This window comes from Marinobacter sp. F4206 (genome assembly GCF_019392195.1).
Classification (GTDB): Bacteria; Pseudomonadota; Gammaproteobacteria; order Pseudomonadales; family Oleiphilaceae; genus Marinobacter.
This window is the reverse complement of sequence record NZ_JAHXKI010000002.1, coordinates 1,159,630-1,176,402: the sequence shown is the minus strand read 5'-3', so window position 1 is coordinate 1,176,402 and position 16,773 is coordinate 1,159,630. Positions and strand designations below refer to the sequence as shown.

General features: G+C 61.4%; 20 protein-coding genes. 8 read left to right on the top strand and 12 right to left on the bottom strand.

Going from position 1 to position 16,773, the window contains the following annotated elements:
- Nucleotides 1–54 precede the first annotated feature (54 nt).
- On the top strand, nucleotides 55–576 hold the full coding sequence (locus KZO34_RS07815) for a DUF3299 domain-containing protein (protein ID WP_219475388.1): 522 nt from the start codon (nucleotides 55–57) through the stop codon (nucleotides 574–576).
- 2 nt (nucleotides 577–578) lie between these two features.
- Here KZO34_RS07815 and KZO34_RS07810 read toward each other — a convergent pair whose 3' ends face one another.
- Entirely contained in the window at nucleotides 579–1,118 is a 540-nt protein-coding gene (locus KZO34_RS07810; RefSeq protein WP_219475385.1) for a ZrgA family zinc uptake protein, read from the bottom strand.
- Between the two features lie 135 nt (nucleotides 1,119–1,253).
- On the opposite strand from KZO34_RS07810, the gene KZO34_RS07805 reads away from it, so the two are divergent.
- The 5 genes from KZO34_RS07805 to KZO34_RS07785 are packed head-to-tail and all read left to right on the top strand — an operon-like array spanning nucleotide 1,254 to nucleotide 6,654.
- Entirely contained in the window at nucleotides 1,254–1,853 is a 600-nt protein-coding gene (locus tag KZO34_RS07805) for a UPF0149 family protein (RefSeq protein ID WP_219475382.1), read from the top strand.
- A gap of 26 nt (nucleotides 1,854–1,879) precedes the next feature.
- Nucleotides 1,880–3,199, top strand: a complete 1,320-nt coding sequence (gene pepP, locus KZO34_RS07800; RefSeq protein ID WP_219475378.1) for a Xaa-Pro aminopeptidase — start codon at nucleotides 1,880–1,882, stop codon at nucleotides 3,197–3,199.
- Nucleotides 3,200–3,203: 4 nt separating this feature from the next.
- Nucleotides 3,204–4,484, top strand: a complete 1,281-nt coding sequence (gene ubiH, locus KZO34_RS07795; protein WP_219475375.1) for a 2-octaprenyl-6-methoxyphenyl hydroxylase — start codon at nucleotides 3,204–3,206, stop codon at nucleotides 4,482–4,484.
- A complete protein-coding gene (locus KZO34_RS07790) occupies nucleotides 4,477–5,700 on the top strand; it encodes an FAD-dependent monooxygenase (RefSeq protein WP_219475373.1) in 1,224 nt (407 codons plus the stop codon). Before ubiH ends, KZO34_RS07790 begins: the two co-directional genes overlap by 8 nt.
- Nucleotides 5,701–5,739: 39 nt before the next feature.
- The gene (locus tag KZO34_RS07785; RefSeq protein ID WP_219475370.1) at nucleotides 5,740–6,654 is read left to right on the top strand and encodes a DUF808 domain-containing protein; all 915 of its coding nucleotides are present in this window, start codon (nucleotides 5,740–5,742) and stop codon (nucleotides 6,652–6,654) included.
- A 1-nt stretch (nucleotide 6,655) separates the two neighbouring features.
- On the opposite strand, the gene KZO34_RS07780 is transcribed toward KZO34_RS07785, so the two are convergent.
- The 9 genes from KZO34_RS07780 to ubiE form a co-directional block, all read right to left on the bottom strand.
- Nucleotides 6,656–7,375, bottom strand: a complete 720-nt coding sequence (locus tag KZO34_RS07780; protein WP_219475368.1) for a 16S rRNA (uracil(1498)-N(3))-methyltransferase — start codon at nucleotides 7,373–7,375, stop codon at nucleotides 6,656–6,658.
- Nucleotides 7,372–8,157 carry a twin-arginine translocase subunit TatC gene (gene tatC, locus KZO34_RS07775; protein WP_219475364.1) on the bottom strand — a complete coding sequence of 262 codons (786 nt, stop codon included), beginning with the start codon at nucleotides 8,155–8,157 and terminating at the stop codon, nucleotides 7,372–7,374. Before tatC ends, KZO34_RS07780 begins: the two co-directional genes overlap by 4 nt.
- Nucleotides 8,154–8,636, bottom strand: a complete 483-nt coding sequence (gene tatB / locus KZO34_RS07770; protein ID WP_219475362.1) for a Sec-independent protein translocase protein TatB — start codon at nucleotides 8,634–8,636, stop codon at nucleotides 8,154–8,156. The genes tatC and tatB overlap by 4 nt, the downstream gene beginning before the upstream one ends.
- 11 nt (nucleotides 8,637–8,647) lie before the next feature.
- Complete coding sequence (gene tatA, locus KZO34_RS07765; RefSeq protein WP_219475359.1) at nucleotides 8,648–8,884, bottom strand: Sec-independent protein translocase subunit TatA; 237 nt, start codon at nucleotides 8,882–8,884, stop codon at nucleotides 8,648–8,650.
- Between the two features lie 89 nt (nucleotides 8,885–8,973).
- Nucleotides 8,974–9,303, bottom strand: a complete 330-nt coding sequence (locus KZO34_RS07760; protein ID WP_219475357.1) for a phosphoribosyl-ATP diphosphatase — start codon at nucleotides 9,301–9,303, stop codon at nucleotides 8,974–8,976.
- A 12-nt stretch (nucleotides 9,304–9,315) separates the two neighbouring features.
- The gene (gene hisI, locus KZO34_RS07755) at nucleotides 9,316–9,732 is read right to left on the bottom strand and encodes a phosphoribosyl-AMP cyclohydrolase (RefSeq protein WP_219475353.1); all 417 of its coding nucleotides are present in this window, start codon (nucleotides 9,730–9,732) and stop codon (nucleotides 9,316–9,318) included.
- 27 nt (nucleotides 9,733–9,759) lie between these two features.
- Nucleotides 9,760–11,403 (bottom strand): ubiquinone biosynthesis regulatory protein kinase UbiB, encoded by a 1,644-nt coding sequence (gene ubiB, locus KZO34_RS07750; RefSeq protein WP_219475350.1) that lies wholly within the window; start codon nucleotides 11,401–11,403, stop codon nucleotides 9,760–9,762.
- Nucleotides 11,400–12,041, bottom strand: a complete 642-nt coding sequence (locus tag KZO34_RS07745) for a ubiquinone biosynthesis accessory factor UbiJ (RefSeq protein WP_219475347.1) — start codon at nucleotides 12,039–12,041, stop codon at nucleotides 11,400–11,402. Before KZO34_RS07745 ends, ubiB begins: the two co-directional genes overlap by 4 nt.
- On the bottom strand, nucleotides 12,041–12,832 hold the full coding sequence (gene ubiE / locus KZO34_RS07740) for a bifunctional demethylmenaquinone methyltransferase/2-methoxy-6-polyprenyl-1,4-benzoquinol methylase UbiE (protein ID WP_219475344.1): 792 nt from the start codon (nucleotides 12,830–12,832) through the stop codon (nucleotides 12,041–12,043). Before ubiE ends, KZO34_RS07745 begins: the two co-directional genes overlap by 1 nt.
- A 126-nt stretch (nucleotides 12,833–12,958) precedes the next feature.
- On the opposite strand from ubiE, the gene KZO34_RS07735 reads away from it, so the two are divergent.
- On the top strand, nucleotides 12,959–13,237 hold the full coding sequence (locus KZO34_RS07735) for a polyhydroxyalkanoic acid system family protein (RefSeq protein ID WP_219475342.1): 279 nt from the start codon (nucleotides 12,959–12,961) through the stop codon (nucleotides 13,235–13,237).
- An 18-nt stretch (nucleotides 13,238–13,255) separates the two neighbouring features.
- On the opposite strand, the gene KZO34_RS07730 is transcribed toward KZO34_RS07735, so the two are convergent.
- Nucleotides 13,256–14,005 (bottom strand): FFLEELY motif protein, encoded by a 750-nt coding sequence (locus KZO34_RS07730; RefSeq protein WP_219475339.1) that lies wholly within the window; start codon nucleotides 14,003–14,005, stop codon nucleotides 13,256–13,258.
- A 79-nt stretch (nucleotides 14,006–14,084) separates the two neighbouring features.
- Nucleotides 14,085–15,008 carry an alpha/beta hydrolase gene (locus tag KZO34_RS07725; protein ID WP_219475336.1) on the bottom strand — a complete coding sequence of 308 codons (924 nt, stop codon included), beginning with the start codon at nucleotides 15,006–15,008 and terminating at the stop codon, nucleotides 14,085–14,087.
- A gap of 323 nt (nucleotides 15,009–15,331) precedes the next feature.
- Between KZO34_RS07725 and KZO34_RS07720 the strand changes: the two genes are divergently transcribed.
- The gene (locus tag KZO34_RS07720) at nucleotides 15,332–16,741 is read left to right on the top strand and encodes a WS/DGAT domain-containing protein (protein WP_257900225.1); all 1,410 of its coding nucleotides are present in this window, start codon (nucleotides 15,332–15,334) and stop codon (nucleotides 16,739–16,741) included.
- Nucleotides 16,742–16,773 lie beyond the last annotated feature (32 nt).

Below are 16,773 nucleotides of genomic sequence, written 5' to 3'. Positions count from 1 at the left end.
CCGGTGTATGATTGCTGAAATTCATGTCCCCGATCCTATGGAGAACACTTGCTGATGTCCCGTTCCGTTTATCGCCCGACAGTGCGATTGTTGCTATCAGGTCTTCTGGCGCTCGTGCTGGGTCATTCGCTGTCGGTTGATGCCGAGCCCCGGGAAATCGACTGGCTGGAACTTATGCCAGCGGAAGATCTTGCGCTGCTGGAAAATATGCCAGAAGTGGTGCACGAGGGCGATGGTGCGTCGTTGCTGCCAGACGAAATCATGACCGGCCGCGTGGTGCCGGAAATGAGCGATGTCGAGGGTCGTATTCCCGGCTTTGTCGTACCCCTGAAAACCACCCAGGACATGCGGATCCTGGAGTTCTTTCTGGTGCCCTACTACGGCGCTTGCATCCATGTACCTCCGCCCCCGCCCAACCAGATTATCCATGTGAAATACCGCGAAGGCTTCAAGCTGGAGGCGCTCTATGATCCGGTCTGGATCGAGGGGACGCTGGTCATTGAACGCACCGAGAACGATCTCGGTACCTCCTCCTACTCCATGGTTGCGGACACGGTGAAGCCCTACCAGGAGTGAGTTCAGGGAGCCAGGCTGAAGCGGTTCTCATCCTGCGCCAGTCGGACGGCGCCCTGGCCGCTCGGGCCGATCCATGCGATTTCAAGGTATTCCAGTCCGGGAAAGCGTTCGATCAGCGGTGTGCTCAGGATGTCGGAATTGCCCAGGTCGGGACAGTTCAACACCTGAATGACCTCGAAATCGGCATGCTGGCCATGGTCGCCGTGCTGGTGGTCTTCGATGGTTCCGGTGATGCCGGACTGAAGGTCGGCGGTCTCGAGGGTGCAGCTTGCGGCCGGGGTGTTGATCAGCGGCGTCTCGTTCAGCCAGAGGGCCACCGAATCCACCCTCTGTTGCTGCTCCGGGGTGCGTGCCCGATGCTCGAAGCCGAGCAGGTTATGAGCCGGAGACCGCAAGAGCAATTCAACCTGTTGCCCTGAAATGGCCAGCTGCAGTTCGGCATGACCATGCTGGTGAGAGCCTGGGTTTTCAGCTGCGAAGGTGGCCCCGGTGGCGATCAGAGGGGCGATCAGTAGTGACAGAGATCGGCTTGAAACCATCATAAGATCCCGAGTTTGAATGTGATATGTTATAACATTTTGGTGTCTTGCTTTTCGAAAAGCAACCGGGCCGTGTCTTGAAAGCGCCTGAATGCTAGGATAGAAGCTTCATTCAACAACACAGGAATGTCCTGGTTCATGTCCGAAACCGACACCTCCGGTGCTGCCCGAGCCGCTGAATTCGAGCGCTGGGCCAACGTTTTTACCGCTCACAAGGCGTTTAGCCACCCCTCCGAACTGCACGGAGTCCTCTGTGGTCGGCTGGCCGCCGGTGCCCGTATCGAAGAGCCGGAGTGGCTGAACACGGTCTGCGAGCACATGGGGTTGCCCGAGAGCGCGGCCGAGGAGTCCGACGATCTGGCGCCGTTTATGAACAGGGCGTACGAACAGACCCTGGCACTCTTGAAATCGACCGATATGAGTTTCCATCCTTTATTGCCCGATGATGACTACGCCATCGAGCAGCGCCTTGAGGCTCTCGTGGCCTGGGTGCGCGGTTTCCTCGAAGGCATGGCGTTGTCGGCCGGTGAATCCCTGGGGCAGGCGCCTGATGAGATTCGCGAGCTGATCGAGGACATGGTAGCGATCAGCCAGCTCTCGGACGAGGAGGAAGCCAGCGACGAGAGCGAGCAGCAGTTGCTGGAAATCACAGAATACGTCCGGCTTGGGGCCCTGGCAGTCTTTACCGAGTTCAACGCCCCGGAGAAGCCGGCCTCTCAATCCCCGACCCTGCACTGATCAGGGTCCACACCGCGGGAGAGTTTATGTCGTCCATGATACCCGTTAAGGAATTTGCCGAGCGCCGTCGCAGGTTGATGGAGCGCATGGCACCAGACAGTATCGCCATTATCCCGGCGGCGCCGGAGCGCGTGCGCAATCGTGACGTGCTGCATCCGTTTCGACAGGACAGCGATTTTCAATACCTCACCGGCTTTGGCGAGCCCGAGGCGGTGCTGGCCCTGATCCCCGGTCGAGAGCACGGCGAATCGGTGCTGTTCTGCAAGGAACGAAATCCCGAGAAGGAGCTCTGGGATGGCTTCCTGGTCGGTCCGGAAGGCGCCATTGAGCGCTTTGGCCTGGATGATGCCTTCCCGATTTCCGATATCGACGACATCCTGCCGGGCATGATTGAAGGCCGCAGCCGGGTTTACTACCCCCTCGGCAAGGATCAGCAGTTCGACAGCAAGGTGATGGGATGGGTCAAAACCATCCGCAGCAAGGTGCGCAGCGGTGCCCACCCGCCCGGAGAGTTTGTCTCCCTGGAGCACTTCCTGCACGACCTGCGTCTGTTCAAGAGTGCCAATGAAATCAAGGTCATGGCCAAGGCCGGCGAAATCAGCGCCGAGGCGCATTGCCGGGCCATGAAACGCGCCCGCAAGGGTGGCTGTGAATACAATCTGGAGGCGGAACTGATCCACACGTTCATGGATCATGGCGCCCGCTCCACCGCCTACCCGTCCATCGTGGGTGGTGGTGCCAACGGCTGCATCCTGCATTACATTGAGAACAGTGCACCGTTGAAAGAGGGGGATCTGGTCCTGATCGACGCCGGCTGCGAATACGAATGCTACGCCTCGGATATCACCCGGACCTTCCCGGTCAGCGGCAAGTTCAGCGCTGAGCAGCGGGCTCTCTACGAGGTGGTGCTGGCGGCGCAGTACGAGGCCATCGATGCGGTGCGGCCGGGCAACCACTGGAACCACCCTCATGAGGCGGCGCTCCGGGTGCTGACCCAGGGCCTGATTGATCTGGGCCTGCTGTCGGGAACCCTGGACGACGCCATTGCCAAAGAGTCCTACAAGCCTTTCTTCATGCACCGGACCGGGCATTGGCTTGGTCTGGATGTCCATGATGTCGGGGACTACAAGGTCGGCGAGGCCTGGCGTTTGCTGGAGCCGGGCATGGCGCTGACGGTCGAACCGGGCCTGTATATTGCGCCGGACAACACCGGTGTCGATGAAAAGTGGCGCGGCATTGGAATCCGCATCGAGGATGACGTGGTCGTGACCAAAGAAGGTTGCCGGGTGCTGACCGATGGTGTGCCCAAGACCATCCCCGACATTGAAGCGTTGATGGCGGACTGAGACGGTGAGCCGCTTCGATACCGACCTGATCATTGCCGGTGGTGGCCTGGCCGGAGCCACCCTGGCCCTGGCCCTGTCGCGCGTGGTTCCCGGGCTGAGGGTCACGGTCGTCGAGGCCTTTCCCCTGTCGGCCGACGCCCTTCCGGAAGACTATCAGCCCAGCTACGACGCCCGCTCGACCGCCCTGGCCTGGGGCTCGAGGCTGATCTTCGAAGAGTTGGGGCTGTGGTCCCGATTGTCGGAACACGCCACGCCGATCCGTCACATTCATGTGTCGGACCGGGGACGATTCGGCGCCACTCGCCTCAATGCCAAAGACCATGGCCAGGAAGCCCTCGGCTATGTCGCCGACAACCGCTGGATGGGCTTGTGCCTGATGCGCGAACTGCTGGAAACCGGGGTGCAGTGGAAGGCCCCGGCGGAAGTGGTCGATATGACACCCCAGGCGTCGGGCGTTCGCGTGGCCCTGAAAACCGGTACCGAAACCCAGAGCCTGACTGCCCAGTGCCTGGTGGTCGCTGACGGTGGCCGGTCCGGACTGCGTGAAACCCTGGGATTTCAGACCCGCAATCACAGTTACGGTCAGAACGCGCTGATCGCCAACGTTTCGACCGGTGACAGCCACCAGTTCACCGCCTTCGAGCGGTTTACCGACGCCGGCCCCATGGCGCTCCTTCCCCACGGCGCGGCAAACCGCGCCGGCCACCAGTCGGCGCTGGTCTGGACTCTTTCTGATGAGGCCCTTGATGAGGTGCTCGGGTTGTCCGAGTCACATCGGTGCCAATGGTTGCAGGAGCGCTTTGGCTGGCGGCTCGGCCGCTTCACACGAATGGGTGAATGCAGTCATTATCCACTGAAGTTGATCACCGTTGATGAGCCCGTCCGGCCGGGTGTGGCGCTGGTCGGCAATGCCGCCCACGCCCTGCATCCGGTAGCTGGCCAGGGCTTTAACCTGGCGCTGCGGGGCTTGATGACACTGGTGGAGCAGTTCCGATTGGCAGCCGAGCAGGGCCAGTCGTTGGGAGATCTCCGGGTTCTGCACCGTTACCAGCGGCTCCATCGCGAGGACTGGCAGCAGACGGTGCAGTTTTCGGACTCATTGATCCGAATTTTTGGCCAGTCTCTGGCGCCGGTGGCGGCAGCCCGCGATGCCGGGCTGGTGGGGCTCGATCTGCTGCCAGGCGCAAAACGCTGGTTTGCCCGGAAGGCCATGGGGATTGGCGGGCGCCGGGCGGTTATCAACAAACCCGGGGGCGCACGTGGGGAGCCGGCAGGGCATGAGTAACATCCGGACGTTCGATATTCTGGTGGTGGGCGGTGGCATGATCGGTTCCGCCCTGGCCCTGGGTCTGTCCCGGCAGGGGTGGCGGGTCGGCCTGGTCGAGGGCAGTGACCGCGCCTCATTGGTTGAGAGGCCGTGCCCCGCTGAAGACGTGGACGGTTTCGAGCCCCGGGTGAGCGCCATTTCTGTGGCCAGCCAGCAGTTGCTGGAGAATCTGGGTATCTGGCGGGCGGTGGTCAAAGACCGCCATTGCCCGTACCAGAATATGAACGTTTGGGATGGCGAGGGTACCGGTCGCATTCACTTTGAGGCCGCCGAGCTTCAGGCCCGGGCTCTCGGTACGATCGTGGAAAACCGGACCATTGTCCGGGCCCTGTTTGGTGCGCTGGACGCCAGTGACGTGGCGTTGATCGACGGGGTCAAGGTGACCGGGTGGTGGCAGGATGGCGACCAGCGAGGCGTTGAGCTGGCGGATGGTCATCGGCTGGGCGCCCAACTGGTGGTGGCCGCCGATGGTGCAAATTCACGCCTGCGACAGTGGGTGGGCCTGCCCACCCGGGAATGGGACTACGATCAACAGGCCATCGTCTGCACCGTCAAGACCGCCCAGAGCCATCGGTTTACCGCCTGGCAGCGGTTTTCGCCAACCGGTCCGCTGGCGTTTCTGCCACTGCTGTCGGAATCGGGCGACGAGCATTTCTGTTCCATTGTCTGGTCCCAGGATACCGACGAAGCCCGGCGGCTGATGGCGCTGGACGATGTTCAATTTGTTGCGGAGCTGGAAGCGTCCATTGAAAGGCAAATGGGCGCCGTGGAGTCAGTCTCCCGTCGGTTCGCCTTCCCGCTGCGCCAGCGCCATGCCAAGGATTATGTCGCCCCCGGGTTTGCGCTGGTGGGTGATGCGGCCCACACGATACATCCGTTGGCGGGGCAGGGGGCCAACCTCGGCTATGGCGATGTCCGAGCGTTACAGGACGAGCTGTCCCGGGCCCACAGCGCCGGCCTGAGCCCTGCTGAACCTCTGGTCCTTGCCCGTTACCAGCGCCGCCGCAAGGCTGAGAACCTGGCCATGATGGCGGCAATGGAAGGGTTCAAGCAACTGTTCGCGCGGGATGAATTGCCGCTGCGGTGGCTGAGGAATACCGGAATGAGATGGCTGGACGGCCTTGGTCCGATCAAGCATCGACTGGCCGCCGAAGCCATGGGGCTGAGCCGCTGAAGGCCAGGGCCTGAATTCACACGTTAAGGAAATCCGACCATGGCTGGAAGTAGCCTGCTTGCGCTCATCGATGACATCGCCACCATTCTCGACGATGTCTCCCTGATGACGAAAACCGCCACCAAGAAAACCGCGGGTGTGCTTGGGGACGATCTCGCCCTTAACGCCCAACAGGTGACGGGGGTCAAGCCCGCCCGGGAACTTCCCGTGGTGTGGGCAGTGGCGAAGGGCTCCATGCTCAACAAGGCGATTCTGGTGCCGGCCGCCCTGGCCATCAGTTTTTTTGTGCCCTGGCTGGTGACTCCGCTGCTGATGCTGGGCGGCGCTTTTCTGTGTTTCGAAGGGTTTGAGAAGCTGGCTCACAAGTTCCTGCATCGGCAGGACGATGAGACTAACAAGAGCGAGTTGCACGAGGCACTGAAGAACCCCGACGTTGATATGAAGGCGCTGGAGAAGGATAAGATCAAAGGGGCGATTCGCACCGACTTTATCCTGTCCGCCGAGATTATCGCCATTACCCTGGGCACCGTCACTGGCCAGGGCATCGGTATGCAGTTCCTGGTGCTCTCGGTGGTGGCGATCATGATTACCGTTGGTGTCTACGGCCTCGTCGCGGGCATCGTAAAGCTGGACGACGGTGGCCTGTATCTGAGCCAGAAGGACAGTGAGGTGGCACAGAAAATCGGGCGGGGGATACTCTGGCTTGCGCCCTACATGATGAAAACCCTGTCGATTCTCGGCACCATCGCCATGTTCCTGGTCGGTGGTGGCATTCTCACCCACGGTCTACCGCCGGTTTACGAGGCCATTCACCACTTTGCCGAGGGCTTTGGTGGCGTGGCGGAGGCGCTGATCCCGACCCTGTCCAATGGTCTCTTTGGCGTGGTGGCAGGTGCTGTGCTGGTGGCGGTGATCACCCCGTTACAGAAACTCTGGGCGGCGCGCTCGGCCTGACTCAGAGGCAGGCGTCAAAGAGTCGGCTGACCAGAACCGGTACCGCTGTCTCCACGCGCAAAATACGCGCCCCCAGGTGGACGGCATCGCAGCCGGCCTCTTCAAGCTTGCCAACCTCGTAGGGGGTGAAGCCCCCTTCCGGTCCGATGCACAGAGCGGTGGGCCGGTTCAGGTGCGTGGGGCAGGGGGTATCGGTACCCGGGTGGGCGACCAGCGCCTGCTTGCCCGCCAGCAGGGCCGGCAGCTCATCTTCCACAAACGGTTTGAACAGCTTGCGGATGTGGACCCGGGGCATGACCGTGTCCCGGGCCTGTTCCAGCCCCAGGGTCAGGTTTTCCCGCAGGTTGTCCTCGGATAGCCAGGGCGTCTGCCAGAAGCTTTTCTCGACCTTGTAGCTGTTGATCAGCCAGATGTCCTTGACGCCCAGCGTTGCGCAGGTTTGCAGGACCCGGCGGAACATCTTGGGTCGGGGCATCGCGAGTATGAGGGTCAGGGGCAGGGCAGCCGGTGGCGTCTGGTCAAACGCGACCCGCAACTCGGCTTCGGTGTCGGTCAGACTCAGTACCTCGCCGGTGCCGATCTTGCCGTCGACCCGACCGACGGGAATACAGTCTCCGGTGCTGACCCGTATGACCGAATGCAGGTGAGCTAGCCGTCGACCGGTCAGCCGGGCCCGGTCTGCACTGGTAAAGTCTTCCTCGAACAGCAACGCCAGGTTCATTCGCCGGCAGGCTCGTCGGATTCCGGTTCGGCCGTTTCGCGCTTGGCCAGACGCCCGAAAATAATCCCGAACTCAAACAGAATCCACATGGGCACGGCCAGCAGCGTCTGGGAAATGATGTCCGGCGGCGTCAGCAGCATGCCAATGATAAAGCAGGCGACCACCACATAGGGACGTTTGGCAGCCAGGTCCTGCGGGGTCGTGGCGCCAGTGAGGATCAGCAGCACAGTGGCAATGGGAATCTCGAAGGCCACACCAAAGGCAAAGAACATTTTCAGTACGAAGTTCAGGTAGCTGCTGATGTCCGGCAGTTCGACAATGCCCTCCGGGCCGATGGCGGTGAAGAAGCCAAACACCAGGGGGAAAACCACGTAGTAGGCAAAGGCGGCGCCGGCGTAGAACAGCAGGACCGAGGTGAACAGCAGGGGAAACGCCAGGCGCTTTTCATGGGCATACAGGCCGGGCGCGACGAAGCTCCAGAGCTGGTACAGAATGACGGGTATGGCCACGAAGACCGACAGCACGAGCGCCAGCTTCAGGGGGGCGAAGAAGGGCGAGGTAACGTCGGTGGCGATCATGGTCTGTCCGATCGGCAGTAGTGACCGGATCGGTTCCGACAGCCAGAGATAGAGTTCGTTGGCAAACGGATAGATGGCGGCGAAGCAGATGACCACCGCCAGGACCATCTTCAGCAGACGGTTGCGCAATTCCAGCAAATGCTCGATCAGGGGCATTTCCTGGTGTTCCGGGGACATCTGGTTGCCGTCTGGCTTTGAAGTCATGAACGGTTATCCGACGGGCCTTGCTCGGAGCCGGGTTGGTGATTGCCCTCCGGCTCGGTGTGATTGTTAGGTTCGAAGCCTTGGCTGGCGGAATCCAGCGATGACGCCTGTGCGGTTTCGTCCGCTGTGGCTCCGGTGCCCTGTTCGGCGACCCGTCGGGTTGCCGGTGCCGGGCGCGGCTTTCGGGTCTCGTCCTCGGGCAGGATCATGTGCTCGTAGCGCTTGGCTTCATCCAGAGCCCCGCGCACGGTTTTCTGGACGTCATCCAGGCCGACATCGCCGGCCTTGCGAAGCTCTTCCCGAAGCTCCTCGGCCTTGAGCTGGCGGTCCAGTTCCGAGGTGAACTGGCTGACCATGCGCCGGGCACCACCGATCCACCGCCCGGCAGCGCGGGCGGCAGTAGGCAGGCGCTCGGGCCCGAGCACCAGCAGTGCGATGACGCCGCAGATCAGCAGCTCAAGAAAGCCGATATCGAACATTCAGCCAGGTCTCAGCTGTGGGACTTGTCCCGTGGCTTTTCTTCAGTCTCGGCCTGCTGGCTCTGGGCGTCGGTCTTTTCCTGCAGGGAATCCTGATCCGCCGCCTTGTTGTCCTCATCGTTCATGGACTTCTTGAAGCCGCGGATGGCACCGCCCAGATCACTGCCGATATTGCGCAGTTTCTTGGTTCCGAATAACAGAATCACAATGCCCAGTACGATCAAAAGTTGCCAGATACTGATACCCATCACGGGACCCTCGTTTTAATGTTGCTGCTTTGTTGTAGTGTACGTTAACTGGTTGTTGGGCGGTAACCCTCCAATGAGGTAGGTGCCGGTTACTTACTCCGGGCAGCCTTTTCCTCAAGACCTGACAGGTCAAAGCGACGGGCAAGTTCATCAATCACGTCGCCCGGGCCTAGGCCCAGTCGGGACAGCATCACCATACTGTGAAACCAGAGGTCTGCCGTCTCGTAGACCACGTCCCTGGTGTCGCCAGTGTGTTCAGCGTCCTTTGCGGCCAGTAGGGTTTCGGTGCACTCCTCGCCGACCTTCTCAAGAATCTTGTTGAGCCCTTTGGCATGCAGGCTGGCGACATAGGATGTGTCTGGATCCGCCTGTTTTCGCTCTTCCAGTACCAGTGCCAGCTGTTTCAGTACATCACTCACCTTGGGTGCTCCTCAGTTGCCGCCGTAAATGGCATCGGGGTCCTTGATGACCGGCTCAACGCTGGTCCAACGGCCCTCTTTCAGTGTCCGGTAAAAGCAGCTGCGCCGACCAGTATGGCAGGCAATGCCGCCTTTCTGCTCAACCTTCAGCAGGATTACGTCTTCGTCGCAATCGAGGCGAATGTCCTTCACCACCTGCTGGTGGCCCGAGGTTTCGCCCTTGCGCCAGAGCTTGCCACGGGAGCGCGACCAGTACACCGCGTGGCCCTCCTCGGCGGTCAGGCGCAGGGACTCCCGGTTCATCCAGGCCATCATCAGGATGTCACCGGTGGCGGCGTCCTGGGCAATGGCCGGAACCAGACCATCGGCGGTCCAGCGAATGGCGCCCAGCCAGTCAGGGTTGTCGACGTTATCGGATGAATCTTTCATTTCTGTGAATCCTGAATGCGTTTTCAGTTACCGACTGCCGCGCAGTACCAGACCACCGGCCGCGGCAAACAGCGCCCAGCTCCAGAGCGGCACGCGCTCGACCCAGGCCTGAGCCTCGGGTTGGGTACCGATGACAGCGGCCGCGACCAGAATGATGACCGCCAGTCCGTGGCGCCAGCGACGATCCGAACGAACCTGCTGTTCCCGCAGCAACTCCAGTGTAGCCTGATTCTGTTGCTCGGTGGGACCGGCTTCCCGCAGCTGCAGGAGTGCATCGTGCACCAACTGCGGCATTTCCGGGGATTGCTCCAGCCAGGAGGGCAGGTGGGTCTGCAGCGATTTGATCAGCCCGGAGGGGCCAATGCGGCGGCGCATCCAGCTCTCCAGGAACGGCTGCGCGGTGCTCCACAGATCCAGCTCAGGGTACAGTTGACGCCCCAGACCTTCCACATTCAGCAGGGTTTTCTGCAGTAGCACCAGCTGCGGCTGTACTTCCATGTTGAAGCGGCGGGCGGTCTGGAACAGGCGTAACAGGAAATGGCCGAAGGAAATGTCCTTCAGCGGTTTCTCGAAGATCGGTTCGCACACGGTGCGGATGGCGGCCTCGAATTCGTTCACCCGAGTATCCGGCGGGACCCAGCCGGATTGGATGTGCAACTGGGCGACCTGCCGGTAATCCCGCCGGAAAAAGGCCAGCAGGTTGCGGGCGAGGTAGCTCTGGTCGTCCGGCGCCAGCGTACCGACGATGCCGAAATCGATGGCGATGTACTTCGGATCGGCGGGGTTGGAGACGTCGACAAAAATATTGCCCGGATGCATGTCGGCGTGGAAAAAACTGTCCCGGAACACCTGGGTAAAGAAGATCTCGACTCCTTTCTCGGCCAGCACCTTCATGTTGACGCCGGCGGCCTCCAGGGCGGGCACATCGGCGATGGGGATGCCGTGAATGCGTTCCATGACCAGCACCGACTTGCGGGTGTAGTCCCAGTCGATAAAGGGAATGTAGATCAGTGACGAGTTCTCGAAGTTACGGCGCAGCTGACTGGCGTTGGCGGCCTCCCGCTGCAGGTCGAGTTCATCGTGGATGGTGGCGTCGTAGTCTGCGACCACCTCCACCGGGTGCAGGCGTTTGCCCTCGGACCAGTACTTCTCCAGCAGGCCCGCCATCAGATACATCAGCGCCAGATCCTGGCGGATCACCCGCTCGATGCCGGGGCGCAAGACCTTTACCACCACCTGCTGGCCATTGCGCAGGGTGGCTGCGTGTACCTGGGCAACGGATGCCGAGGCCATGGGGTCTGGCGTGAACTCCATGAACAGGTCCGCCACCGGCGCGCCCAGGGACGTTTCGATGATTTCCCGGGCAACATGGCTGGGGAACGGCGGCACCCGGTCCTGGAGGTTCTTCAGGGATTCGGCCATGTCGTCCGGCAGCAGGTCGCGACGGGTCGACAGGATCTGGCCAAACTTGACGAACACCGGGCCAAGCTCCTCCAGCGCCAGCCGCAGACGATCTCCCCGACTCAGCTTGGGTTTCGGGAACAGGTGCCAGGGTGCCAGCAGGAAGAACACCTTCAGAGGCGGGGGCAGTTCCGCCAGGGGTAAAAACGTGTCCAGCCGGTAGCGGCAGAATACCCAGGCAATTCGGAACAGGCGTCGCAGGCGGGTCACGGATTCTCCCGTTCGTCAGGGGTGGCGCGGTTTTCGAGGTGGTCTATGCGAGCTTCCAGGCGCTCGGTGCGAAGGCTGAGGTCGTCAATGTCCTCAAAGGTTGCTTCCAGTTCCCGGCGCCCGGGAAGGCTGCGACTTTCCTCGTGCACATACTCTTCCACATTGGCGTTGAGGGAGTTAAAGGCCTGACGGCTCCACTTGACGGCGCCGCGAATGCGCTGGCCCAGAAAGTGGGCGGGCACATCGCCAATATGACGGGCCATGGCCGCTTCCCAGTCCGGGTCAAGCTGGTTCAGTGCCCGTTGCAGCTGGTGGGCAAGGGCGGTGTCGCCAACAATCGTCAGTCGGCCGTCACTGAACACCCGGTCATCACCGGTGGCCAGGGCAGCAAAGGCGATGGGTTTGCCGCTGATTTCCAGGGCCGGTGAATCCACTGCCTGACTACCGACCCGGACCCGGTGCCCGGAGCCATGCAGGGAGTACGTGAGCGGCAGTGGTGCGGTCAGATTGATCTGTACCGGGCCGTCCAATGCGCCCAGCAAGGCCCGCCGGCCGGCCGGATCCAGTTCAAGGGCATGGTTCAGCGCGCCCTCGATGATGGCGGTAACGCCGGCAAGCAGGGTCGGGCCGGGAAACATCAGGGCTTGATTCCCACGTGCAGGGCAACGATGCCGCCGGTCATGTTGTAGTACTTGCAGTTCACCAGTCCGGCGTTCTCCATCATTCCCTTCAGGGTGTCCTGATCCGGGTGCATCCGAATGGACTCGGCCAGGTACTTGTAGCTGTCGCTGTCGCCGGCGATCAGCTGGCCCATCAGCGGCAGGGCGGTGAAGGAATAGGTGTCGTAGGCCTTGCTCAGCAGCGGATTGGTGGGCTTGGAAAACTCCAGCACCATCAACTTGCCGCCGGGTTTGAGCGTCCGGGCCATGTCCCTCAGGGCCTGATCCTTGTCGGTCACGTTGCGCAGGCCGAAGGCGATGGACACGGCATTGAAGTTGTTGTCCGGGAACGGCAAGTGTTCGGCGTCGGCCTGAACGTATTCAATGTTGCCGGCGTAGCCACGATCAATCAGGCGCCCGCGCCCGACCTGCAACATGGACGCATTGATGTCGGCCAGGACCACCTTGCCCGACGGGCCCACCAGATCGGAAAACTTCATGGTCAGGTCCCCGGTACCGCCGGCGATGTCGAGCACCTGGTGACCCGGTCGAACGCCAGACAGCTCAATGGTAAAGCGTTTCCACAGACGGTGGATGCCCATGGACATCAGGTCGTTCATGAGGTCGTACTTGCCGGCCACGCTGTGGAATACCTCCGCCACCTGGCTCGCCTTCTGGCTCTTGGGGACATCGCGAAAGCCGAAATGGGTGACGTCATCCGGGCCCTGACTGGTCTGGGCCTGATTGGCCGACGGTTGCTGCTCGCTCATGAGAGAAATCCTGTCTGAATCTGAACCCCGTATTCTAACGGCTGGCGGGGTTGCTACAAGGGTGGCGGCAAGTTTAATACCACCCTAAACTATAAAACCGATCATTTTCCGAGAGAAAGCTGAACTATGTCTGTCATTGATGTACACCGTCCGCACAGCCTGGACAAGGAACACGCCCGCGAAGCCGCGGAAACCCTGGCGAAGGACCTGTCACAGCAGTTCGATGTGAACTACCAGTGGGAAGGGGATGTGCTCAAGTTCAAGCGCAGCGGCGTCAAAGGCCAGCTTAATCTCAGTCATGCGGACCTGCATATCCACCTGGAGCTGGGCATGATGCTCCGGCCGTTCAAGTCCCGCATCGAGCAGGAAATCCACTCCCAGCTGGATCAGATCATCAAGGTCTGATCCCGGCACACGGTTCCATCACAGGTCGCCCGGCAGCTGGAATGGCTCCGGGTGGTCGCTCAGGATGTGTTCCATGACCCGGCGTTCCCGGGTGACCAGCCGCTCAATCAGCAACTCGACGTCGTCCATCCTGCGAAACGCACTGAAGCCCCGGTGCAGGAAACTGTGCAGGTCGGTCAGGCCCGCCATTTCCGCCGGTGTTCGGGTCATGGTCAAGAGCCAGCCCAGGGTGCGGTTGCGCACGTACCGGTCCAGTTGCAGGCCAACCTCGGCCACCAGATCGATCTGGCGTTTGCGCAACGCCAGCTGTTCGCTCTCACGAAACGCCTGACAATAGTCTTCGACCGTCAGTGCCTCCGCCGCAATCTGCCGCCGGTGGAGTCGTTCGGCGAGTTCCAGGTCGAGGCGCTGGGTAATCAGGTTCAGTTCCACCAGGCCGGCAAGGGTGCCCAGCAGGTGGTCCGGCAGCCACTTCACCATTTTCGGAAACACCCGGTCGATGTTGTCGTCCCGGTGCGTCATGGCTGCGGGCGCGTACAGATCGGTCAGCAGGAATTCCAGACCGGTGTGGTAGCCGGGGTGCTCGTACAGGTCACGATGAGTGGCTTTCAGCCGTTGGGCCTGCCAGTCGGCAACCCTGAAGGTGTGGTCCAGTAACGGGTGTGCGGCCTTGTGCTGTCGGAAATCGTGGTACTCCAGCAGCAGGCGCTGAAGCCGGCGGGCGCTGTTGGATGAGACCTCGGTGGCGACAAGGCGCTCACGGTACATGGTGGTTAACTCCGTTAAACCTGAGGGGCAAGGCCCGGTTGAAGACCGGGTAGTTTAACGGAGGTTGGCTGGCAGAACACTAGCCCTGGGCGGTCGCCGGCAGGGTTTCGAAGCCGGGCACCCATTCCTTGCTGTCCAGGGTGATGAAGTGACTGGGCGCCTCGGTCTCGACAATGCGCATGGTGGTTGGGCTCTGGCGGGCACTGGCCAGCATGGCCGTCCGGTCCAGAATCCGGTCCACAGCCGGGATCAGGAAGGTGCCATGACGGACGTGGTTGTACACGCTGGGATCCGTGCGAGCCATCCAGTCCATGATGTTCTCGATATTGCGGACGATGGTGAGGTGGTCCTGGGTGGCCGAGAACAGCTTGCTGAGCAGCTGTTTCTTGCGCGGGTTCATCTTGCCGAAGAAAGTCTGGCCGTATGCCGAGGACGGGGCTGTGTTGATCAGACGAATCAGCCAGGGCCACATTCCGTGACTGACCGGTTCCAGTAATGTTGTCACCAGGGCATGGAGTTTTCCCTGGGGCAGTACCGGAGCCTCCAGCACCACTTCAATGTCCTCGTAGAGTTCCGGCCACTGTTTCATGGCTTCCAGGATTACTGCGCCGCCGCGGGAATGACCATGAACCCGGATATTACGGGTGCTGGGCAGGTTCGCCAGGGCCTGGTTCAGGATGCAGGCGTCGTACTCAATGGTGCCTTCCAGGTGCTTGATCGGCACCTCCCAGGTCGGGGTTTCGGGGGTCACGCCGTTGACCGGTATGTGGTAGTTGCTGCAGGTGAGCAGGATCAGTTCGGTGGTCGGTCCCTCGTAGGCCTGGGTAAAGTAGCAGTGGTTTTCCAGAAAGCCGTGGACGCCGACAACGGTCTGTTCCGCCTTGCCGCTGTGATTACGAACCGAAACGGCGCCTTTACCCACCCGATAGACCCGGCCGGAGAACATCTCCGAGTAGGCATTCTCGATGGGCTTGATCAGTTTGCGAACGTGGCTCGCTTTCATGATGGCTCTCCTAACCAGCGCTGCAATGGCTTGTTGTTGACGTTGGAACCTGCTGGTGACCCTGTTGTACCCCGAACCGGTTACGCATTTATTGGCACTGATTAACTTATTTACGCTCCACCAGGGCCAATCGATGCCAGTTCAGCGGTGTTCATAACCATTGCATCAAGGCTTATAACGAGTATAGATCTGAACAGTTGTTCACAGGTAATTTTTTGTAATGCTGTGCACAAGCTCCTTATATGGAGACGGTGCGGCTTGTCTGGCACAATGCGGAGTTCGGTTTTTACGTATCTTCACCATCCACCGGGGACGTCCAGGTTTTGAGTCACGAGCAATCGCATCTCCTGCTGCCTGCGGATTCAGCGTGGCTGGCCCTGGAAAAACCGGAAAATCCAATGACCATCACGGTCATGTTGCGGGTAGATGGACTGACCGCGCCCCGCTTCAGGGAGTTCCTGCGGGTTTACTGGATGGCCTGGGAACGCTTCCGGTTCCTGCCGGTCAAGCGAGCCCCGGCATGGTGGTGGGAACCGGACCCGGTGTTCGATCTCAAGCACCACCTGGACGTGGTGCTTGACCGCTTTACCCCGGACGAGCTGCAGGAGTGGGTTTCGGCCCGGCTGAATCAGCCTCTCGCTCTGTATCGGCCACGCTGGAAGTTCTGGTTGGCGCCCAATGCTGAAGGCGGCGCGGCGCTGCTGCTGCGGATGCACCACTGTTACGCCGACGGTCTGTCCCTGCTGGGGGTTTTTGAGCGGCTCTGCCCACCCTCACCGCAACAGCACCCTGCCATCTATGGCGCCTCGGAAACCGCTGAGCTTTCGCGGTGGACCGCCGCCGCGACGGCGTGGCTGGCGCAGCTGGTCGCGAGTGAAGCGGCGCAGGAAGGCTCCATCGGCGAGGCCGGTCCGGCCCCCCGGGATACCGGCCAGGGTCAGTCGGCCGGGTGGTGGCTGGAGCGCGCGGCCCAGAAGAGCCTCAAGCTGGTGCATGAAGTCAGCGAGTTTCTGGTGGAGCCGGAAGACAGCCCCTCCGACCTGAAACGCCCTCTGCTGGGTCGGCGGCAGTGTCGCTGGTCAGAGCCGGTGGCGCTGGATCACTTCCAGTCGGTCGCCCGCGCCACCAATGTGACCATCAACGACGTGTTGCTCAGCTGTGTCGCCGCCGCGGTTCGTTCCCGGCTTGGAATTGCAGGCGACGCGCTTGACGATGCGGTGCTGCATGCGGCTGTGCCTGTGGATATTCGTTCCCGGCTCCCGGATGATCTGCAACCCGAGCCGGGAACCCTGGGCAACTACTTCGGCACTGTATTTGTGCCCCTGCCGGTGGATGGCGAAAGCCCGCTTGAGCGTCTTTACCGTATCAAGCATGAAACCCGGCGCCTGAAAAAGAGCTGGCAACCGGGCATTGCCTGGGGCCTGGCGGCGACTGCCTCGGCCATCCCCGAACCCTGGCGACAGCCGGTGGCGGACGTGTTCTACCGCAAGGCCAGTGCGGTGGTCTCGAATGTTCCGGGCACGCCCGAGGCCCGGTACATTGCCGGCTGCCGCATCACCGAGCAGATGTTCTGGGTGCCCCAGGCCGGGGACATCGGCCTGGGTGTCAGCATTGTCAGCTATGCCGGCCAGATCCAGTTCGGTGTGGTGGCGGACGAGGCCATCATGGCCGACCCTGCCGATTTCCTTGCCGACTGCCTGAGCGAACTTCAGCGCTTCCCGGGTTGGTCGTAATCCCAAAGTTCTGTTTCTGATGCCTCCCAATT